Genomic DNA, 18278 nt, shown 5'->3' with positions numbered 1-18278 from the left:
AAACACGGAGATAACGGCTATAAGCCGTACTTTCGAAAGCCAGCTGTTCAGGGAGCCTGTTTATGGATAAATACGACCGGATGCTGCTCAGCGCCCTCATGGAAAACGGGCGAGCGTCCTACGCCGAATTGGCGCGCAAAGTGAACCTGTCAGCCCCCGCCGTCGCCGAGCGCGTGGCCAAGCTTGAGTCCAGCGGCGTGATCACCGGCTACCAGGCCAACGTCGACCTGGCCAAGGTCGGCCTGCCGATCCAGTGCCTGATCGAGCTGCGCCTGACCCAGCACGGCAACCAGAAAGCCTATGACGAAATGATCAGGATCCCCCAGCTCACCGAGTGCCATCGCGTCACCGGCGACTCCTGCGTGATCATGCGCGGCGCGGTGGCCTCGATGATCGAATTGGAAGACTTGATCAATCGTGTCGCCCAGTTCGGCTCCAGCAAGACCTCGATCGTGCTTTCCAGCGCCTTCGAAAAACGCATCCCCCTGGGGCAACTGGAAGGCAACGGCAAAAACGGCGCATGAGGTCCCGGGCTGCTCGGGCGGCCTGGAAAGTCAGAACCCGCGATGGCGCTTGAGATGTTCGTTGATCTTGGCCGCCGGGACTTTCTGCAGGCTGCGCAGCAGGTCATGGGACAGCTCGCGCACGCCGTGCGTGTGCCGCAGCTCCTGCGCCAGGTGCGCGGTGAGGTTGGCCGCCATCTCGGCGTCGGCCATGGCCCGGTGAGCCTGGCCGGTGTGGGGCAACCCGGCGAATCGGGTGAGGGTACCCAGCTTGTGGTTGGGCGCCGCTGGCATCAGGCGCCGGGCCAGCAACAGCGAGCAGGCAAAGTGCTGCAAGCGTGTGCGCTTGATCTGACCCAGCTCGAAGTCCCAGAACTTCTGGTCGAAGGCTGCGTTGTGCGCCAGCAATGGCGTGGTCCCGACAAACTCGTTGACCTCGTTCATCACCTGCTGGGCACTGGGCGCGGTGCGCAGCATGGCGTTGCTGATGCCAGTCAGTTGTTCGATAAACGCCGGCACGCGCACGCCGGCATTCATCAGGCTCTGGTAACGCTCGACGATGCGCCCCTGTTCTAGAATCACCACGGCGATTTCCGTGGCCCGGCAGCTGCTGCTGGGGGAGATTCCGGTGGTTTCAAAGTCGATGACGGCTATGCGTTCCAAACCTGTTCCTTGCGTTCAATAATCAGTTTTTGAGCAGCAACGCGCCTTCGATCGGCACGTAGCGTGTGGCCGCGCGAATCAGCGAATTGGCGGTGAGACCCGGCACACCGTAGGCCACGGCGGCCACCCCGTGCTTGTTGATGATGCGCTCGAGCAGCATGTCGAAATCGCCGTCACCGGAGGCCAGCACCACTTCGTCGACGTGGTCGGCGGCGTCCATGATATCCAGGGTGATGCCCACGTCCCAGTCGCCCTTGGCCGAGCCGTCGCTACGCTGGATGTAGGGCTTGAGCTTCACGGTGAAACCGAGGTTGCGCAGGATCTGCTGGAACTGCTGCTGCTTGCTGTCGCCGCGATCGATGGCGTAGGCATAGGCCTCGACGATCTGCCCGTGCTGGCTGATGTCAGCCCACAAGGCGGCATAGTTGAAATGACAGCCGTAGGCCTGGCGCACGGTGTAATAGAGGTTCTGGACATCGGCGAACACTGCGATCTTCTTCACCGCACATCCTCTTGGCGCGCACAGGCGCTGGCGATTGTTCGGACCCAGGGCCCGAAAAGTCGCCCAGTATGCCAGCCGCAAGGAAGGTTGGGCGAATCATCAGTCCGGGGCAGCACAATGCCCCGGACGAATGGCGGATCAGACGAAGCTGTCGTCGTCGCCGAACAACGACGAGCCGTCATCGCTGTAGTCGGCGTCGGCAAACCCGCCCTGGTCGTTGCCGTAGCTGTCGTTACCGGCCATGCGCGGTTCGTCACCCCAACCGGTACCGCTGTCATTGACCGGCGCGGGTTCTTCCTTGATCACTTCGACGACTTCCTGTGGTGCCTGGTTGCTGTGGAACAGACTGCTGATGCCCTGCGCCAGCATCACCCCGCCCGCCACCCCGGCAGCGGTCTTCAGGGCGCCACCGAGGAAGCTGCCGCCAGCCGCTGGCGCCTGTTGCACCGGGGCGGCGGCGTTCTGGGCCGGCGCGCTGAAGTTTTGCGCGCCGAGCTGCGCAGTGGGTGCCGAGCGTCCGGGCTCACGCCAGCCATTGCCGCCGGACGCCGACGGAGCCCGGGAGGCGCCAGGCAGTGGATCACGGGGCCCGCCAAACAGGCTGGACAGGAACCCGCCACCGCCGCTTGGCGCCGCGGCCGGGGTCTGCGCCCGGGCCTGCAACAACTGGTTCTGCAATTGCTCGACCTGTTGCGCGAGCGCCCGGTTTTGCTCGTCGAGGCGCTTGAGCGCCGCTTCTTGCACCAGGATCGCCTGGGTCATGAAATAACCGGCGTCGGGCTGGCGGCCCAGGTGCTCGTTGATCCGCGCCTGCGCCAGGGCGTCGCGCGGTTCGGCCTGGGTTTGTGCCTGTTGCAGTCGTGCAAACAGGTCATCGATCAGGGTTTGCTCTTGGTTGTTCATGGCGACCTCATAGATTGCCGGAGAAATCTGTGCCCTTATCCCGTCTGGATAAGGTGCCCGGCAGTAATGGGGCCGATGCCAACTGTTTCAATGCGCTTTACCTAACGTTTACCTTTGTTCAGGTACGCCCCCCATCGGTTACAGTGTCGCCATACTCTGCAACCTGCGAAAGCGACCGATGAATCCGTTAGACGTACTCCGCGACTCCTTGTATTTCTTCAAGCGCAACCTGAGCGGCATCGTTGCGCTGTGCCTGCCGCTGGTGGTGATCGAGGCCCTGCTGCAACAACTGGTCGATCACACCCAGGGACCCGAGGCGTTTCCCGGCTACAGCGTGATTGTCGGGTTGCTGGTCTATCCGCTGTACACCGCCGCGCTGATCCTGTTTCTCGATGCCCGCAGCCGGGGCGAGTCGCCGCGCACCCGTGACCTGCTGGCAGCCTCGGCCAGCCTGTGGCCGCGCTTCGCCTTGCTGACGGCCGTCAACACGCTGATGATTCTGGTGGGCTTGTCGCTGTACTTCCTGCCGGGCATCTGGCTGATGGTGATGCTGGCGTTCGCCGAGTACCTGCTGGTGCTGCGCAATCTGGCGCCACTGGCCGCGATCCGCGAAAGCATGCGCCTGGCCCGGGGTAATTTCCTGCGCATCCTGGTGTGCATTCTCTGTGTGATGGGGCCACTGTGGCTGCTCAAGGGCGTGACTTTCTCGCTCTATCCGTCACCCCAGAACCCGGTGCTGTCGGTGCTTATCGAAAGCGCTCACAGCTTTCTGCAACTGTTCACCAGCGTGGTGCTGTTTCGCCTGTTCATGCTGATCAGCGAAGCGCCTGACAAAACCCAGGGCAACGCCTGACGGCAGCCCCCTTGGGCTGGCCCCTGCTCTCGGTTATGCTCGGGACCAACTTTGTAACGCCATAAGCCGAGCCCATGACCCGCCTACTGCGCTACACCCTGTTGGGCCTGCTGATCCTTGCCGGCCTGTTGCTGGCCTCGACCTACAGCCTGACCTGGCGTCCCGAGGCCAAGGAATCCCTGACCGTGCAGTGCAGCGGCCCCGCCCCGTCGCTGGTGCCTGGCCAGGCGCTGAAGGTCATGACCTGGAACGTGCAGTACCTGGCGGGCAAGCGTTATGTGTTCTGGAACGACCTAGCCCAGGGCAGCGACGAATCCCCGACCCCGGAAGACATGGCCTTCAGCCTGGATGAAGTGGCGCGGGTGATCCGCGATGAACAGCCGGATGTCGTGCTGTTGCAGGAGCTGGATGACGGCGCCAAGGCCAGCGACTATCAGGACCAGCTCAAACTGCTGCGCGAACGTCTGGCGGATCTCTATCCCTGCAGTACCTGGGCGTTCGACTGGAAAGCTGACTTCGTGCCGGACCTGCATATTTTCGGCAGTGTTGGCCGGCAACTGGCCACCTTGAGCCGCTACCAGATCGAACACGCCGAACGCCAGCAATTGCCCGAGCCGCCGCTGAATTTCATCAGTCGCCAGTTCCAACCGAAAAACGCCTTGCTGGTGAGCTACCTGCCCCTCAGAGACGGCGGCCAGGTGACGCTGCTCAATACTCACCTGGACTGGGTACGCCAGCCGGACGACAGCCTGCAGAACAAGGTCGCGGCCATCGCCAAGGTGGTGGACAAATTCGAAGCGCGCGGCACCCCGTGGCTGATCGGGGGTGATTTCAACCTGCTGCCCCTGGGCCAGTTCCAGCGCCTGCCCCCTGAACAGCGCACGCCCTACACCGCCGACAGCCCCCTGCACGCGTTGTGGGACAAGTACCCGATGATCCCGACCAACAACGAAGCCAGCGGCATCGACCGCGCCCGCTGGCTGACCCACTACCCCAACGACCCCGGACTCAACGGCCCGGACCGAACGGTCGACTACCTGTTCTACAGCCCACGGATCAAGCGGGTAGAAGCCGAGGTCCGGCAGGACGATACGCTGCGCATCTCCGATCACTTGCCGGTGATTGCACGGTTCCTGTTACCGGCAGCACCGTAACCCTGGGCTTTTTGTAGCGGCCTCTGGGCTGACCGGGGTGTTGGATATGTACTCGGTTTAATCCAACATCCCGGTCGGCCCAGAGGTGCAACGTCGCACCACTGTTGTGTAGATACCGAGACCACCGAGGGCAAGCGGAGCGCCAAGCCGCCCGCTCCCACCCAACCTTCAGGACTTGCGCGGCTTGGCCCGTGCCGTGGCCTCTGCCACCAGGGGGTCATCGGGCCAGTAGTGCTTGGGGTATCGCCCCTTCAAGTCCTTCTTCACTTCGGCGTAGGTACTGCGCCAGAAGTTCGCCAGGTCCTGGGTCACTTGCACCGGGCGGCGGGCCGGTGACAGCAGGTGCAGCTTGACCACCTGCCGGCCACCGGCAATGCGCGGGGTCTCGGCCAGGCCAAACAATTCCTGCAGGCGCACCGCGAGAATCGGTGGCTGTTCGCTGTAGTCCAGGCGGATCGACGACCCCGAAGGCACGCTCAGGTGATGGGGCGCCTGTTCATCCAGGCGTTGGGGCAACGGCCAGGGCAGCAAGTTATGCACAATGCTCGACAGGTCCAGGTTGGCAAAGTGGCTGAGCCGCGAAACCCGCCCCAGATAAGGCATCAGCCAGTGTTCCAGGCCCTTGAGCAGCGCGCCGTCGCTGACATCCGGCCAACCGCTGTCGCCCTGCTGATCGAGGTCGAGCTGGCGCAAGAGCGCCACACGGGCCTGCCATTGCCGCAGCTCCGGGGTCCAGGGCAACAGCTCCAGGCCCTTGCGCCGCACCAGGTTGACCAGCGCCTGACTGCGCGCCGCTTCATCCAGGCCGGTCAACGGCTCACGACTCAATACCAGCTCACCGACCTTGCGCTGGCGCTCGGCCCGCAGCACGCCTTCGCGCTCGTCCCAATCCAGTTGATCGACGCAACGCACTTGCTCGGCCAAGACCGAGTCGAACAGTGCCGGGTCAAACTCCGCCGCCAGGTAGATCCGCTCTTCCCGTTGCCCCTGGCGACTGCCCAGGTCGGCGATGACCAGCCAGCCCTGCTTCATCAGGCTGTCGGCTTCGGCAAACAACGCCGCCCGCCCGTTGGCCAAGCGATACTCCGCACCGCCCGGGCGGCGCTGCTGGGCCACGCGGTCCGGGTAGGCCAGGGCCAGCAACGCGCCGAGCCAGCGCGGATGTTGCGGGTCCGGCACCGGTTGCTCGGCTTTGCCACGCAGATAACCGCGATACTGCCGCGCCAGTTGCCGAGCCCGCTGCACACCTCCCTGGGCGCCCCGGGCCGCACGCTCCTCACCGGACAGCAGCACCAGGCGACTGTGCAGGTCGGCACCGGCACCGCGCAGAATATCCCGTTCGCCGAGCAACGCCGCAACATCGCAGGCCATGTTCGCCAGGCCCAGCGCCTGGCCGCGCAGCAACAAATGGGCAATACGGGGGTGGGCCGGCAGTTCGGCCATGGCCTGGCCATGGCGGGTCAGTTGCCAGTCTTGTGGCGAGGAGCCTTGCAGGGCCCCCAAGCGTTCGAGCAGGTCCTGGGCCTGGGCATATGCCGCCGCCGGCGGCACATCGAGCCACACCAGTTGCCCCGGGGTCACGCCCCAGCGCCCCAATTGCAACGCCAGGCCGGCGAGGTCCGCCGAGAGAATTTCGGCGCTGGCGTAGGCGGCCAGTTGTTCATGCTGGTCCTGGGACCACAGCCGATAACACACCCCCGGCTCCAGACGTCCGGCCCGACCGGCGCGCTGGGTGGCGCTGGCGCGGGAGATTCGCTGGGTATCGAGGCGCGTCATGCCGCTGCCAGGATCGAAACGCGGCACCCGCGCCAGCCCGGCATCGATCACTACCCGCACGCCGTCGATGGTCAGGCTGGTCTCGGCAATGTTGGTGGCCAGCACCACCTTGCGTTGCCCCGCTGGCGCCGGATCGATGGCCGCCCGCTGCGCGGCCAGGTCGAGTTCGCCGTGCAACGGGCACAACAGCACCGTGGAACGCTCGCCCAGGGCATCGGCCAATTGCTGGTGCACCCGCCGGATTTCCGCCTGCCCGGGCAGAAACACCAACAGGCTGCCGGTCTCGTCATTCAAGGCTTCGAGCACCGTCTGCACCAACCGTGGCTCGATGAATTCGCCCGGCTGGAACGGCCGACCCCAGCGCATCGCCACCGGGTACATGCGGCCTTCGCTGCGCAGGATCGGCGCGTCACCCAGCAGGCCCGCCAGGCGTTCGCCTTCAAGGGTGGCCGACATCAGCAGAATCTTCAGTGGCTGCTCGTCGCGAAACAGCTCCCGGCCATTGAGGCTCAGGGCCAGCGCCAGGTCGGCATCCAGACTACGCTCGTGGTACTCGTCGAAAATCAGCAGGCCCACGCCTTCCAGCGCCGGGTCTTCCTGCAAGCGCCGGGTGAGGATGCCTTCGGTGACCACTTCGATGCGGGTGGTGGGACCGACCTTGCTGTCCAGGCGGATCCGGTAGCCGACGGTTTCCCCGACTTTTTCCCCCAGCTCACTGGCCAGGCGCTCGGCCGCTGCGCGCGCGGCCAGCCGGCGCGGTTCCAGCATGAGGATGGTTTGCCCGGCCAGCCACGGCTCATTGAGCAGCGCCAACGGCACCCGGGTGGTCTTACCGGCGCCGGGCGGTGCTTCGAGCACGGCTTCATGGCGTGTCGCCAGGGCTTCACGCAGCGCGGGTAAAACTTCATCAATCGGCAAAGAAATCATGCTGGCTCCAAAACAGAGCGGCGAGTATAACGGCGAACTGCTTTGCGTTCGTCACGGTCCTAATTCACAGCGACGACGTTTCGTTTCAAGTTTGCCCAGGAGAATTCTTATGCGTGTTCCGTTTCGTCTGATTGGCGGTGTGCTGGTAGCAACCCTGCTGACCCAACTGACCGCGTGCGGGTCGATTTTCTACCCCGATCGCCGTGGCCAGATCGACGGCAAGATCGACCCGGCGATTGCCGTGCTCGATGCCGTGGGCCTGCTGTTTTATGTGATCCCCGGACTGATCGCATTTGCCGTGGACTTCACCACCGGGGCGATTTATTTCGAGCCAGGCAAGACCGCCCAGGTGGCCCCGGAAAAACTCCAGCAGGCCATCGGCGCCGACGGCCAGGTCGACAACGCCAAGCTGCAGACCATCCTGCAAACCGAGCTGGGCCGCAGCTTCCCGCTGGACGACCCACGCCTGATCCAGCACAAGGGCAGTGCCCAGCAACTGGCATCGCTAGGGCTGCAACCCGCCGCTTGATGGCGCGCACTGAAGGAACGATGCCCCTATGACCAGCAGCCCGGAACACGCTCGCCTGTTACGCCTGGCCACCCGCGCGTCGGTGGCGGTGGCCAGTATCCTGATTGTCGCCAAGGCCATTGCCTGGTGGTTGAGCGGGTCGGTGAGCATGCTCGCCGGCTTGACGGATTCGGCACTCGACGGCGTGACCTCGCTGCTCAACCTGTTGGCGGTGCACTACGCCCTGCGCCCGGCGGACGATGATCACCGCTATGGGCATGGCAAGGCCGAGTCCCTGGCGGGCATGGCCCAGGCGCTGTTCATCGGTGGCAGTGCGTTACTGATCGCCTTCCAGGCCTTCGACCGGCTCAAGCATCCAGAGCCGATCGGTGCCCCCTGGATCAGTATCGGGGTGATTGTGTTTTCCCTCGGCATGACGGCGGCATTGCTGATGCTGCAGCACCGGGTCATCCGCGAAACCGGGTCCAATGCGGTGCGCGCCGATTCACTGCACTACCGCTCCGACCTGCTGCTCAATGGCAGCATCCTGCTTGCCCTGGTGCTGGCCGGGTTTGGCTGGCATCAACTGGACGCCTGGTTCGGCCTGGCCATTGCGGCCTACATTCTGTGGAGTGCGATTCAGATCGCCCGGGAAAGCTTTACCGTGCTGATGGACGAGGAGCTGCCGCCCGAGGTCAGCCAGCACATGCTCGAGCTGGCCTGTGGCGTTCCCGGCGTGCTGGGTGCCCACGACTTGCGTACCCGGGTCTCGGGCAGCCACTGGTTTGTGCAACTGCATCTGGAGTTGCCGGGGGAGCTGACCCTATCCGTCGCCCACGACATCAGCGACCAGGCGGCCGATGCCATTCACGCTGCCTACCCGCGAGCCGAAGTGCTGGTGCACGCTGATCCGCAGGAAGTGGTCAACCCCGTTCGCCATCAGTAACTCACCTGATAACCCCGCGAGCCCAGGCAATTGCCCTGGGCCTGGCGGTAGGCTTGAATCACCTGTGGCGCAGGCTGATAGGTCATGGTCCGTGGATCGAACCCAGTCTGCTGCACAGCCCAGCGAGAACAATCCTCCCCATCCTGATTGACCTGCTGCGGTGACTGGCCGTTGGCTGGATAGGCCAACACGTCGTAGCCATTGCTCACAGGGGGCGGCTGGGGCTCGGGCCCCGCCATCGGCGGCTGCACCACCACATACTGCTGGGTACTGGCGTCGTAGCGGTAGTAGGTGTCCGCGGCGAAAAACAATAGCGCCCCAGCGCTCCACACCTGCCGCGCGTAGTCCGGCAGGTAGTTGACTCCAATTCCATAGGGCGGCCGCACCACCACATACCTCGGCCCCTGAGGGCGATACCAGTAGCCGGCGGAGTAGAAATAGTCCGCGCCCCGGTAAGGCACATGGTCATTGTGCTCGGGAAAACGCTCGGTCACATCGCCCGGGCGGTATTGCGGGCCAGGGCCCCAACCATTGCCATGCCCGTCGGGACGTCCAGGCCAATGCGGGTCGTAGCCTGGGCGCGGCCCCTGGTATCCGTGCGGGTTATCGTGGCGCCGTGGCACGTCCTGGTAGTAGCCAGGTCGTGGCTCCTGAGTCTGGCGCACGCTGTCGGGACGGCTTTGGATCGGCAGTTCAGCGGCGGTGGAAGGGTTTTGCGGATACTCCTGGTTCCCGGCCTGCGTCGGCACGCTGACACTTGCCCACACCAGACCAACACCTGCTACACGCCAGATGCGCGACTTCATGCTATTCCTCACTGCCTAGGGTGACCTGTACACACGATTGGAACTGCACCGGCCGGTGCTGCGAGAGGTTATCAGTGCCTGGCCTTATTTCGCAGGCAATAAAAAAGGGAGGCCCGTCGGCCTCCCCTTGAGAACTTAGTCCGTGCTCGACGCTTTTGACGCCGGCTCACCTCACTCCGTCTTCTGGACAGTGTATAGCCCGGGGGCCAACTCGCCTCCTGTTGGAGGGGTGGCCGCGGCTGGCCTGATTCGGCGGGCCGCTGTGGACTGTTTGTCCGGGCAGTGATTCTGGTAATAAGAATAGGCCTGAGGCCACGACAGAGGATTGCGAAGATTGCTCAAATAAACATGACTTGCGCAATTTTTCACCACTGATAGATAATCCACCGCAATTGTTATGACAAAGGCCTGTTTCATGAGCAAACTCGACCGATACGACTTGAGCATTTTGGCGGAATTGCAGCGCGACGCACGCATCTCCAATCAGGAGTTGGCCGAGCGCATTGGCCTGTCGCCCTCGCCTTGCTCGCGGCGGGTCAAGCAGTTGGAGGACGATGGCTACATCAGTCGCCAGGTCGCCTTGCTCGACCGCAAGCTGCTCGGCCTGAGCCTGACGGCTTACGTGTTGATCGGCATGGACCGCCACACCCCCGAGCGCTTCGAGAACTTCGAGGCCGCTATTCGCACCCTGCCCCAGGTACTGGAGTGCAGCCTCGTCACCGGGATGGACGCCGACTACCAGCTCAAGGTGGTGGTGCCGGACATGGACCATTACCAGAAACTGCTGCTCGGCCACCTGACCCGAATTGAAGGGGTGACCAGTGTGCGCTCCAGCTTCGTGCTCAACCAGGTATTGAACAGCACCGAGTTGCCGTTGACCCATTTGCGCGGCTGAGTGCGCATCGCGGGCACGCCTTGCTCCTACGGGGCGCGCTCGTGGCGGCGACGAACAGCTGCGGCACACCGACGCAGGTCAATGCCCCGCCGCGCACCCTTGGCGTATACTCCCCCGGCCTTTTTTGCCCTGCGTACGCTGGAGATGTTCGATGGATCCTGCACTGTTTGAAGAGTGGATGATGACCGGCCTGGTCAGCATCCTGATCATTTTCATGGGTTTCATCGTCTGGGACCTGGCAAAGAAATCCAAGGCCGGACGTTTCGGCTCGTTCATCCTGTTCTTTGTGCTGGGCCTGGGTGTGGCGGCATTCATCATCAAGAGCGTGGTGATTGGCCTGATCGAATCCGGCACTTTATAAGCGCGCAGGCACTTCCTTCCACTGGCCCTGGTCGAGCCCTTCGATCGTCCAGTCACCGATTCGCACGCGCACCAGGCGCAAGGTCGGCAAGCCCACGGCCGCGGTCATGCGCCGCACCTGCCGATTGCGCCCCTCACGAATCACCAATTCCAGCCAATGGGTCGGCACGCTTTTACGAAAGCGTACCGGCGGGTTGCGTGGCCACAGCTCGGGTTCTTCCAACTGGCGGGCCTCGGCGGGCAAGGTCATGCCGTCATTGAGCTCGACACCGTCACGCAAGCGCTGCAACTGCGCGGCCGTCGGCTCGCCTTCGACCTGGACCCAATAGGTCTTGGCCAGCTTGTGCTTGGGGTCGGCAATCCGCGCCTGCAACTGGCCATCATTGGTCAGCAACAGCAGCCCTTCGCTGTCCCGGTCCAGGCGTCCGGCCGGGTAGATCCCCGGAATCTCGATGTAATCCTTGAGCGTCGCCCGCCCTTCGCCATCACTGAACTGCGTCAGCACATCGAAGGGTTTGTTGAACAGAATCAGTTTCGGTTCAGCCGGGGGCGCTTTGGCCACGCGGCGCGGGCCGGCGGCTGCAGCACCTGGACGACGGGAAAGAGGACGAGGACGGGACATGGCAAACACAACATCTAACGGTCAGGGCTGCCCATGCTAGTGCCCCGACCGTCAAATGACCACGATAACAATCAGCGGAACGGCGGCTCGTCGAAGCTGCGCAGTTTGCGCGAGTGCAACGAGTTGAGTCTCGGTGCGCAGCAGATCCACCGCGGCGATGCCGATTTTCAGGTGCTGGCTGACCGCACGCTCATAAAAGGCGTTGGCCGAACCCGGCAGCTTGATTTCACTGTGCAGCGGCTTGTCCGAGACACACAACAACGTGCCATACGGCACCCGCAGACGATAACCCTGGGCAGCGATGGTGCCGCTTTCCATGTCCACCGCCACGGCCCGCGACAGGTTGATCAACGGCCGCTCCTGGGCCCAGCGCAGTTCCCAGTTACGGTCGTCGTAGGTCAGCACGGTACCGGTGCGCAGGCGTTTTTTCAGGTCATCACCCTTCTCGCCAGTGACGTTGGCCGCTGCCTGTTGCAGCGCCATTTGAACTTCGGCCAACGCCGGGATCGGAATGTTCGGCGGCACCACCCGGTCGAGAATCCCGTCACGCCGCATGTAGGCGTGAGCCAGCACGTAGTCGCCTATCGTCTGGGATTGGCGCAGGCCGCCGCAGTGCCCGATCATCAGCCAGCAGTGCGGACGCAGCACCGCCAGGTGGTCGGTAATGTTTTTCGCGTTGGACGGGCCGACACCAATGTTGACCAGGGTCACGCCATGGCCGTCGGACGCCAGCAAGTGGTAGGCCGGCATCTGGTAGCGGTGCCAGACCACACCGGCGGCAATGGCCGAGGCTTCGCCGTGATCCATGCTCTTTTCGATGATCACGTTGCCCGGCAGCACCATGCGCACAAACCGCGGGTCATTACGCAGTTGCTCCAGGCCATGGACGATGAACTGGTCGACATAGCGGTGGTAGTTGGTCAGCAGGATCCACGGCTGCACGTGCCGCCAGTCGCTGCCGGTGTAGTGCACCAGGCGGCGCAGGGAAAAATCGACGCGCGCGGCGTCGAACAAGGCCAGTGGCAGCGGATCGGTGTTCTCCCAATCGTACAGGCCATCGGCGATGCCATCGGTGGCCGCCGACAGGTCGGTGCTCGGGAACACCCGCGCCAGCACCGCGGCGGTGACGCCGGAGCCGGCCAGTTCATCGCCCTGCTCGACCACGTAGGGGTAAGGGATATTCTGCTGGCTGACACCCACTTCCACCGTCACGGTGAAGTCGTGCATCAGGGGCACCAGTTGCTCCAGCAAGTACTTACGAAACGCCGCCGGATGGGTGACGGTGACGCTGTAGGTCCCAGGCAACTGCACCTTGGCGTAAGCCCGGGTGGTCTGTGGGACTTCGCCCTGGCACAGGTAGGTCAGGCGCAATTCCGGGTAGCGGAACATCGCACGCTGTTCGGCATCGGGTTCGATGCGGTCCTTGAGATAACGCTTGAGCGCCTGGTTCAACGCCGTAGTGGCTCGCTCGTGCAGCGCGGCGAGCCGGTCCACGGCTTGTTCAGCGGTTTGAACGACAATAAAGTCTTCGGTCACGATCAGCTTCCTGTGTTCTGGCTTGCAGGCCTTCATCTTGCCTGCAACACCGCGTCACGGGAACACCGGAGTGGGGGTGTCGCGCAATCAGAAACCCTGCGGGGTCGAGCGCGCCACAATCGCCTCGACATCCAGGCCGCGCGGCAAGGTGCCATACACCCGCCCAGCCGTTCCCAACCGACTGGCGATAAAGCCATCGCTGACACTGCAATTGCCCGCTTCGAGCAACAACTTGGCCTGCAGGCCCAGGGCAATGTCTTCGGTCAACTGGCGGGCGCGGTACTGGATGTCGCTGGTGTCCTTGAACGCCGCCTGCAACTGCTGGATGTGTGCGGCCAGGCGCTTGTCGCCATGCCCGTCGCCCAGTTCGCAGAACAACGCATCGAGCACTCCGGGCTCTTTGGACAGGGCGCGCAGCACGTCCAGGCACTGTACGTTGCCGGAACCTTCCCACGTCGAGTTCACCGGCGCCTCACGGTACAGGCGCGGCAGGATGCTTTCCTCGACATAACCGGCGCCGCCCATGCATTCGGCCGCCTCGTTGATCATGGCCGGGGCGCGCTTGCAGATCCAATACTTGCCCACCGCCGTCACCAGCCGGGCGAATTTGGCTTCCTGGGAGTCATCCCGCTGATCCAGCGCCTGGCCCATGCGCAGGCTCAAGGCCAGGGCGGCCTCGCTTTCCAGTGCCAGGTCGGCCAGCACGTTCTGCATCAGCGACTGTTCGTTGAGTAACTTGCCACCCACCTGGCGGTGGGCACAGTGATGGCTGGCCTGGGTCAGCGCCTGGCGCATCAAGGCACTGGAACCGACCATGCAATCAAAACGGGTCATGGCGACCATTTCGATAATGGTCGGTACCCCACGTCCCTCTTCACCGATCATCCACGCCAGCGCCCCACGGAACTCGACTTCACTGGAGGCATTGGAGCAATTGCCCAGTTTGTTTTTCAGACGCTGGATGTAGAACTGGTTACGCGTGTCATCCGGACGATGACGCGGCAGCAGGAAGCAGGTCAGGCCCTTGTCGGTCTGGGCCAGGGTCAGGAAGGCGTCGCACATCGGTGCCGAGCAAAACCATTTGTGGCCCACCAGTTCATAGGCCTGGCCCGGACCGGCAGCACCGACCGGGTACGCCTTGGTGGTATTGGCCCGCACGTCGGTACCGCCCTGCTTCTCGGTCATCGCCATGCCGATGGTGACGCCGGCCTTGTGGGCCATGCCGACATTGCGTGGGTCATACTCGCGGGCGAGGATTTTCGGCAGCCATTGCCGGGCGATGTCCGGCTGCAGATGCAAGGCAGGCACGCTGGCGAAGGTCATGGTCAGCGGGCAGCCACTGCCGGCTTCGGCCTGGCTGTGCAGGTACGACATCGAGGCCCGGGCAACATGGGCGCCGGCCTGCGGGTCGGTCCAGGGCAAGGACGTCAGCCCGTGCTCGACCGCCGTCCGCATCAGTTCATGGTAGGCCGGGTGAAACTCCACCAGATCGATGCGGTGGCCATAGCGATCATGGCTGGAGAACAGCGGTTTGTTCTGGTTGGCCAGGAACCCCGCCGCCATCAGCGGCCCCCCCGCCAAAGCACCATAGGCGTCGATTCGCGACTCGGCCCAGCCCGCCCCGAAACGTCGCGACCATTCTTGTAACGGCAGGTCGATCCGGTACAGGTTGACCCCGTCCAGGGAGGGTGGCTGATTGGTGACTTCGTGGGTTTCGGCGAACTGGTGCAGGTTCATGGCGGGCCTTCTAGGGTCAGCGAAGACCCTCAGTTAAGCACCCTGCCCCCCCCTAAAAAAGTGGCATATGCGCCTAAATACCGGCGCTTTCACCTTGCTGCTGGCAGAGCAACCGGCGATGGAGCACCGCCTGCAACTCTTCGAATTTCACCGGCTTGCTCAGGTAATCGGTCAGCCCGGACTCGAAGTCCAGGCGGGTGGCGGCCACTGCAGCCAGCACTGCCACATTGGCGTAGCCCGGCAGCGCGCGAACCTGTTCGCACATCGACTGCCCGCCCAGCGCAGGCATGGGACTGTCCAGCAACACCGCATCAAATTGTTCACGGCGCAGGCACTCCAGCGCGGCCGGGGCGCTGTCGACACTGCGCACCCGATAGCCGAGCTTGAGCAGCATGCCGCGCACCACCAGTTGATTGATGCTGTCGTCGTCGACCAACAACACCCTGCAATCCTGAGGGGCGCGCACGCTCGCCAGGTCTTGGCCGTGGCGCACAGGGGCCACGCTCGGCTGCACCGTCACTATCTCGAACTCGACATCCAGCTGGAACCGGCTGCCACGCCCGGGTTCGGAACGGTGGGTCAGGCGCCCGCCGATCAACTCGACCAATTGCCGACAGATCGCCAGCCCCACGCCCAGGCCGCCGTACTCGCGCGTCATGGAGCCGTCGAGCTGGAAAAAACGCTGATACATGGTCGCTTCGCCCAGGTCAGTGAAGCCGATGCCGGTGTCGATCACCGCAAAGGACAACGCCTGGCGCCCGGCTTCAGCCGGCTTGCCGCTGACCCGCAACGCCAGCCCGCCGACGTGGGTGAACTTGATCGAGTTGTCCAGCAGGCACTCCAGGCACTGCACCAGCTTGGCGCTGTCACCGTGCAGGCGATCGGGCAGGCCCTGGGCCAGCTCAACCTTGAAATCCAGGGCCTTGCTCGCGGCATTGGCGGCGAACTGCTGGTGCAGGCCATCGACCACCGAACGCAGGCTGAACGACTCCGGGTAGACCTTGAGGCGCCCGGCCTGCAACTCGGTCAGGGTCAGGATGCCGTTGACCATGCGCATCATGTCCCGCGCCGAACCGGCGGCGGTCTGCTGATACTGCTCCAGCTCCGGATCCAGCTCGACGGTCTGCATCAACTCCAGCGAACCGATCACCCCGTTCATCGGCGTGCGCAGTTCGTGGGTCAGGGTCGCCAGGAACTCGTCCTTGAGCTGGTTACTGTGGGCCAGTTGCTGGTTCAACACTTCCAGCTTCTGCCCGGCGTCGAGCAATGTCTGCGCCTGCTGCTCGCGCATGGTGTTGATGCGATCGGCCAGGGCCAGGGACAGCAACGCGACTTCAATTGCCGAACCGATCTGGCTGGCGTACATGGTCAGGAACACGTTAGGCAGGTAGCCCAGCACCATCAGCGTATTGACGATGCCGCCGAGCAGGAACGCCGACCAGGCGATGATGAAATAGCGTGCCACCCGCAGGCCGCGCCACCAGGCGAAAATCCCCGCCGAGAAAATCACCACGGTAAAGATCAGCGCCAGTGCCGTGGCCAGACGCAGGGCCAGGGCATAGCTGGTCATCAACGACAGGCCGACCACCACCGCGCTGCAGGCCACCAATGCCAATAGCAGACGATCAAGCCAGCGACTGTGGCTGGAGGTCTGCAGGAAGCTGCGGGCGAACTGACTGCCGAACAGTGCCGCGCAGCCGATGAAAAACGGAGTCGCGGCGTTGGCCCACCACGGGTTGTCCGGCCAGAAGTACTCCACTGCCGCCCCGTTTACCGAGAGCTGGTACAGGCCGAACGAGGCGATATAGAAGATGTAATAGAGGTAGCTGGTGTCGCGCACGCTGAGGTAGATGAACAGGTTGTAGACCAGCATCCCCAACAGGACCCCGTAAATCAGCCCGAGGATATACAGGCGCACCGGCTGGTCTTCCAGGTAGGCGGTACTCGACCACAGCGTCAACGGCGCCTGGATCGAACCCTGGCTTTGCAGGCGCAGATAAACGGTCTTCTGTTCATTGGCCACGAAGGGCAGGTCAAACAGGTAGTTGTTCTGGCGAATTTCCCGGGTGGCGAACGGCAAGGCGTCGCCGGTGCGCTGCTTGAGCTGATAATTCCCAGCGCCATCGGCCAGGTACAGGTCGACGTGATCCAGAGGCGGATACGCCAGCTCCAGCAACCAGGTGCGCAAGACGTCGGGATTGTTCGGGCGGTAATGCAGGTCGATCTTCAGCCAGAACACCGAACGGGAGTAACCGGCGTTCAGGGTGGCTTTGTGATGGGGTTGGAAATGGCCGGCCGCCGCTTGTGCCTGGACGTCTTTGATGCTCGCAGTGCCGGCGACATCCTCGTACACCTGCATGATCCGACCCAAGGGGAGTTTTTGGGTGGACTCATCAAAATCCGCTGCGCTCGCCAACATGGGCAAGCTCAACAGCAACATCAGCAAATAGCGCATAAAGCCCCAGCATGGCCTGTCCGGTGCGTCAGGAAGCCCCCCATTTCCTTTTGAGCAGACGTCGAGCCGGTACAACCTGTTATTGGTTTGGATCCACTCTAGCATAGCCGTTGGTGGCGATTGAACACCATTGAAATTTTTAGTTTAAAGGCTCTAGCACGGGCTTTTCAGGGGCCCACGACAGTCAAGATCTGAAGATCTGGTCAGATTATGAGGATCATTCATAACCAACCGCCGCGGCCACGAGACCACGCGGCTGGCAGCAAGTCCTGGCGTGCTGCCAGGCGCACCGAAAAAACTTGTTTGGTGGTAAGCTCGCGCACCATGAATATCTACAGCTCTCGCCCCGTTGTCCTCTGTCTCTCCGGCCACGACCCAAGTGGTGGCGCCGGCTTGCAGGCAGATATCGAAGCCCTGCTGGCTCAGGGTTGTCATGCGGCCCCGGCCGTCACTGCCCTGACCGTGCAAGACACCGTCAATGTCAGTGATTTCCGCGTCCTCGATCGTGAGTGGGTACTGGCCCAGGCCAATGCCGTCCTCAACGACTCGCAGGTTGCGGCGGTCAAGTTGGGCATGCTCGGCTCACTGGAAATGGTCGACACGGTGGTCGAACTGCTCCAGGCGCATCCGCACCTGCCCGTGGTCTGCGACCCGGTGCTGCGCGCTGGCGGTGGCGGACGCCTGGGCAAGGACGAAGTCGGCTACGCCATGCGCGAGCGCCTGCTGCCACTGGCGATTATCGCCACCCCCAACCTTCCTGAAGCCCGGATCCTGGCTGAACTGCCAGACGGCAGCGCCGACCAGTGCGCAGAAAAACTCCTCCCTTTCGTCAAACACTTGCTGATTACCGGCGGGCATGGCGACGAACATCAAGTACACAATCGCCTCTACAGCCGCGACGGTCACCGCGAAACCTTTACCTGCCAGCGCCTGCCCGGCAGCTACCACGGATCCGGATGCACCCTGGCCAGTGCGCTGGCCGGTCGCCTGGCCCAGGGTGAACACCTCGCCAGCGCGGTGAAGTCAGCACTGGACTACACCTGGCGCACCCTGCGTGACGCCGAACAACTGGGCAAAGGCCAGTTTGTTCCGCGTCGCCTGCCGCTGGATTTTTGCTCGTAACGCCATGAGG

Annotated in this window: 16 protein-coding genes and 1 pseudogene; 8 read left to right on the top strand and 9 right to left on the bottom strand. The window is 63.4% G+C overall.

Translation table 11 applies throughout. The annotated features are described in order from the left end of the window. The first annotated feature begins 62 nt into the window (after positions 1-62). Positions 63-524, top strand: a complete 462-nt coding sequence (locus Q1W70_RS13845; protein WP_166590410.1) for an Lrp/AsnC family transcriptional regulator — start codon at positions 63-65, stop codon at positions 522-524. Positions 525-554: 30 nt separating this feature from the next. Here the strand turns inward: Q1W70_RS13845 and Q1W70_RS13840 are convergent, their stop codons facing one another. The 3 genes from Q1W70_RS13840 to Q1W70_RS13830 form a co-directional block, all read right to left on the bottom strand. After that, complete coding sequence (locus Q1W70_RS13840) at positions 555-1166, bottom strand: 3'-5' exonuclease (RefSeq protein WP_166590411.1); 612 nt, start codon at positions 1164-1166, stop codon at positions 555-557. Positions 1167-1188: 22 nt separating this feature from the next. Continuing rightward, positions 1189-1668 carry a LabA-like NYN domain-containing protein gene (locus Q1W70_RS13835; RefSeq protein WP_166590412.1) on the bottom strand — a complete coding sequence of 160 codons (480 nt, stop codon included), beginning with the start codon at positions 1666-1668 and terminating at the stop codon, positions 1189-1191. A 138-nt stretch (positions 1669-1806) separates the two neighbouring features. Beyond that, positions 1807-2571, bottom strand: a complete 765-nt coding sequence (locus Q1W70_RS13830; protein WP_166590413.1) for a DUF2076 domain-containing protein — start codon at positions 2569-2571, stop codon at positions 1807-1809. A gap of 178 nt (positions 2572-2749) precedes the next feature. Here Q1W70_RS13830 and Q1W70_RS13825 point away from each other — a divergent pair, with 178 nt between their 5' ends. Further along, positions 2750-3424 carry a YciC family protein gene (locus Q1W70_RS13825; RefSeq protein WP_166590414.1) on the top strand — a complete coding sequence of 225 codons (675 nt, stop codon included), beginning with the start codon at positions 2750-2752 and terminating at the stop codon, positions 3422-3424. A 74-nt stretch (positions 3425-3498) separates the two neighbouring features. Then, complete coding sequence (locus tag Q1W70_RS13820; protein WP_166590415.1) at positions 3499-4578, top strand: endonuclease/exonuclease/phosphatase family protein; 1080 nt, start codon at positions 3499-3501, stop codon at positions 4576-4578. Positions 4579-4746: 168 nt separating this feature from the next. On the opposite strand, the gene hrpB is transcribed toward Q1W70_RS13820, so the two are convergent. Next, positions 4747-7281 carry an ATP-dependent helicase HrpB gene (gene hrpB / locus Q1W70_RS13815; RefSeq protein ID WP_166590416.1) on the bottom strand — a complete coding sequence of 845 codons (2535 nt, stop codon included), beginning with the start codon at positions 7279-7281 and terminating at the stop codon, positions 4747-4749. 109 nt (positions 7282-7390) lie between these two features. Between hrpB and pmcY the strand changes: the two genes are divergently transcribed. Then, on the top strand, positions 7391-7810 hold the full coding sequence (pmcY, locus tag Q1W70_RS13810) for a periplasmic Zn2+ metallochaperone PmcY (protein ID WP_095166375.1): 420 nt from the start codon (positions 7391-7393) through the stop codon (positions 7808-7810). A 28-nt stretch (positions 7811-7838) separates the two neighbouring features. Beyond that, on the top strand, positions 7839-8735 hold the full coding sequence (locus tag Q1W70_RS13805) for a cation diffusion facilitator family transporter (protein WP_166590417.1): 897 nt from the start codon (positions 7839-7841) through the stop codon (positions 8733-8735). Here Q1W70_RS13805 and Q1W70_RS13800 read toward each other — a convergent pair. After that, positions 8729-9541, bottom strand: coding sequence for a DUF6515 family protein (locus Q1W70_RS13800; protein ID WP_182342438.1), 813 nt, complete (start codon positions 9539-9541; stop codon positions 8729-8731). The two genes, Q1W70_RS13805 and Q1W70_RS13800, sit on opposite strands and share 7 nt — an antisense overlap. 415 nt (positions 9542-9956) lie before the next feature. On the opposite strand from Q1W70_RS13800, the gene Q1W70_RS13795 reads away from it, so the two are divergent. Together Q1W70_RS13795 and Q1W70_RS13790 are read left to right on the top strand one after the other, a co-directional pair. Continuing rightward, on the top strand, positions 9957-10436 hold the full coding sequence (locus Q1W70_RS13795; RefSeq protein ID WP_095166364.1) for an Lrp/AsnC family transcriptional regulator: 480 nt from the start codon (positions 9957-9959) through the stop codon (positions 10434-10436). 151 nt (positions 10437-10587) lie between these two features. Continuing rightward, complete coding sequence (locus tag Q1W70_RS13790) at positions 10588-10797, top strand: DUF2788 domain-containing protein (protein WP_166590419.1); 210 nt, start codon at positions 10588-10590, stop codon at positions 10795-10797. Here the strand turns inward: Q1W70_RS13790 and Q1W70_RS13785 are convergent. The 4 genes and pseudogenes from Q1W70_RS13785 to Q1W70_RS13770 all read right to left on the bottom strand — a co-directional run bounded on the left by Q1W70_RS13785 (position 10792) and on the right by Q1W70_RS13770 (position 17146). Beyond that, positions 10792-11358, bottom strand: a complete 567-nt coding sequence (locus tag Q1W70_RS13785) for a pseudouridine synthase (RefSeq protein WP_182344815.1) — start codon at positions 11356-11358, stop codon at positions 10792-10794. The two genes, Q1W70_RS13790 and Q1W70_RS13785, sit on opposite strands and share 6 nt — an antisense overlap. Before the next feature lie 131 nt (positions 11359-11489). Then, a pseudogene (gene amn / locus Q1W70_RS13780) lies at positions 11490-12990 on the bottom strand (AMP nucleosidase). Positions 12991-13041: 51 nt separating this feature from the next. Further along, positions 13042-14691 carry an acyl-CoA dehydrogenase family protein gene (locus Q1W70_RS13775; RefSeq protein ID WP_302097456.1) on the bottom strand — a complete coding sequence of 550 codons (1650 nt, stop codon included), beginning with the start codon at positions 14689-14691 and terminating at the stop codon, positions 13042-13044. Positions 14692-14764: 73 nt separating this feature from the next. Further along, the gene (locus Q1W70_RS13770) at positions 14765-17146 is read right to left on the bottom strand and encodes a hybrid sensor histidine kinase/response regulator (RefSeq protein ID WP_166590423.1); all 2382 of its coding nucleotides are present in this window, start codon (positions 17144-17146) and stop codon (positions 14765-14767) included. Positions 17147-17470: 324 nt separating this feature from the next. Between Q1W70_RS13770 and Q1W70_RS13765 the strand changes: the two genes are divergently transcribed. Continuing rightward, positions 17471-18268: a hydroxymethylpyrimidine/phosphomethylpyrimidine kinase gene (locus Q1W70_RS13765; RefSeq protein WP_182342442.1), complete on the top strand. Its 798-nt coding sequence runs from the start codon at positions 17471-17473 to the stop codon at positions 18266-18268. The last annotated feature ends 10 nt before the right edge of the window (positions 18269-18278 follow it).

Origin of the sequence: Pseudomonas kielensis (genome assembly GCF_030505375.1) — a bacterium.
Taxonomy (GTDB): domain Bacteria; phylum Pseudomonadota; class Gammaproteobacteria; order Pseudomonadales; family Pseudomonadaceae; genus Aquipseudomonas; species Aquipseudomonas kielensis.
This window is presented reverse-complemented; position numbering and strand designations above follow the sequence as displayed.

Coding starts and splice junctions, on each gene's coding strand:
- Q1W70_RS13845 (WP_166590410.1), top strand. CDS start 63: ATGGATAAATACGACCGGATGCTGCTCAGCGCCCTCATGGAAAACGGG.
- Q1W70_RS13830 (WP_166590413.1), bottom strand. CDS start 2,571: ATGAACAACCAAGAGCAAACCCTGATCGATGACCTGTTTGCACGACTG.
- Q1W70_RS13825 (WP_166590414.1), top strand. CDS start 2,750: ATGAATCCGTTAGACGTACTCCGCGACTCCTTGTATTTCTTCAAGCGC.
- Q1W70_RS13820 (WP_166590415.1), top strand. CDS start 3,499: ATGACCCGCCTACTGCGCTACACCCTGTTGGGCCTGCTGATCCTTGCC.
- hrpB (WP_166590416.1), bottom strand. CDS start 7,281: ATGATTTCTTTGCCGATTGATGAAGTTTTACCCGCGCTGCGTGAAGCC.
- pmcY (WP_095166375.1), top strand. CDS start 7,391: ATGCGTGTTCCGTTTCGTCTGATTGGCGGTGTGCTGGTAGCAACCCTG.
- Q1W70_RS13805 (WP_166590417.1), top strand. CDS start 7,839: ATGACCAGCAGCCCGGAACACGCTCGCCTGTTACGCCTGGCCACCCGC.
- Q1W70_RS13800 (WP_182342438.1), bottom strand. CDS start 9,541: ATGAAGTCGCGCATCTGGCGTGTAGCAGGTGTTGGTCTGGTGTGGGCA.
- Q1W70_RS13795 (WP_095166364.1), top strand. CDS start 9,957: ATGAGCAAACTCGACCGATACGACTTGAGCATTTTGGCGGAATTGCAG.
- Q1W70_RS13790 (WP_166590419.1), top strand. CDS start 10,588: ATGGATCCTGCACTGTTTGAAGAGTGGATGATGACCGGCCTGGTCAGC.
- Q1W70_RS13775 (WP_302097456.1), bottom strand. CDS start 14,691: ATGAACCTGCACCAGTTCGCCGAAACCCACGAAGTCACCAATCAGCCA.
- Q1W70_RS13770 (WP_166590423.1), bottom strand. CDS start 17,146: ATGCGCTATTTGCTGATGTTGCTGTTGAGCTTGCCCATGTTGGCGAGC.
- Q1W70_RS13765 (WP_182342442.1), top strand. CDS start 17,471: ATGAATATCTACAGCTCTCGCCCCGTTGTCCTCTGTCTCTCCGGCCAC.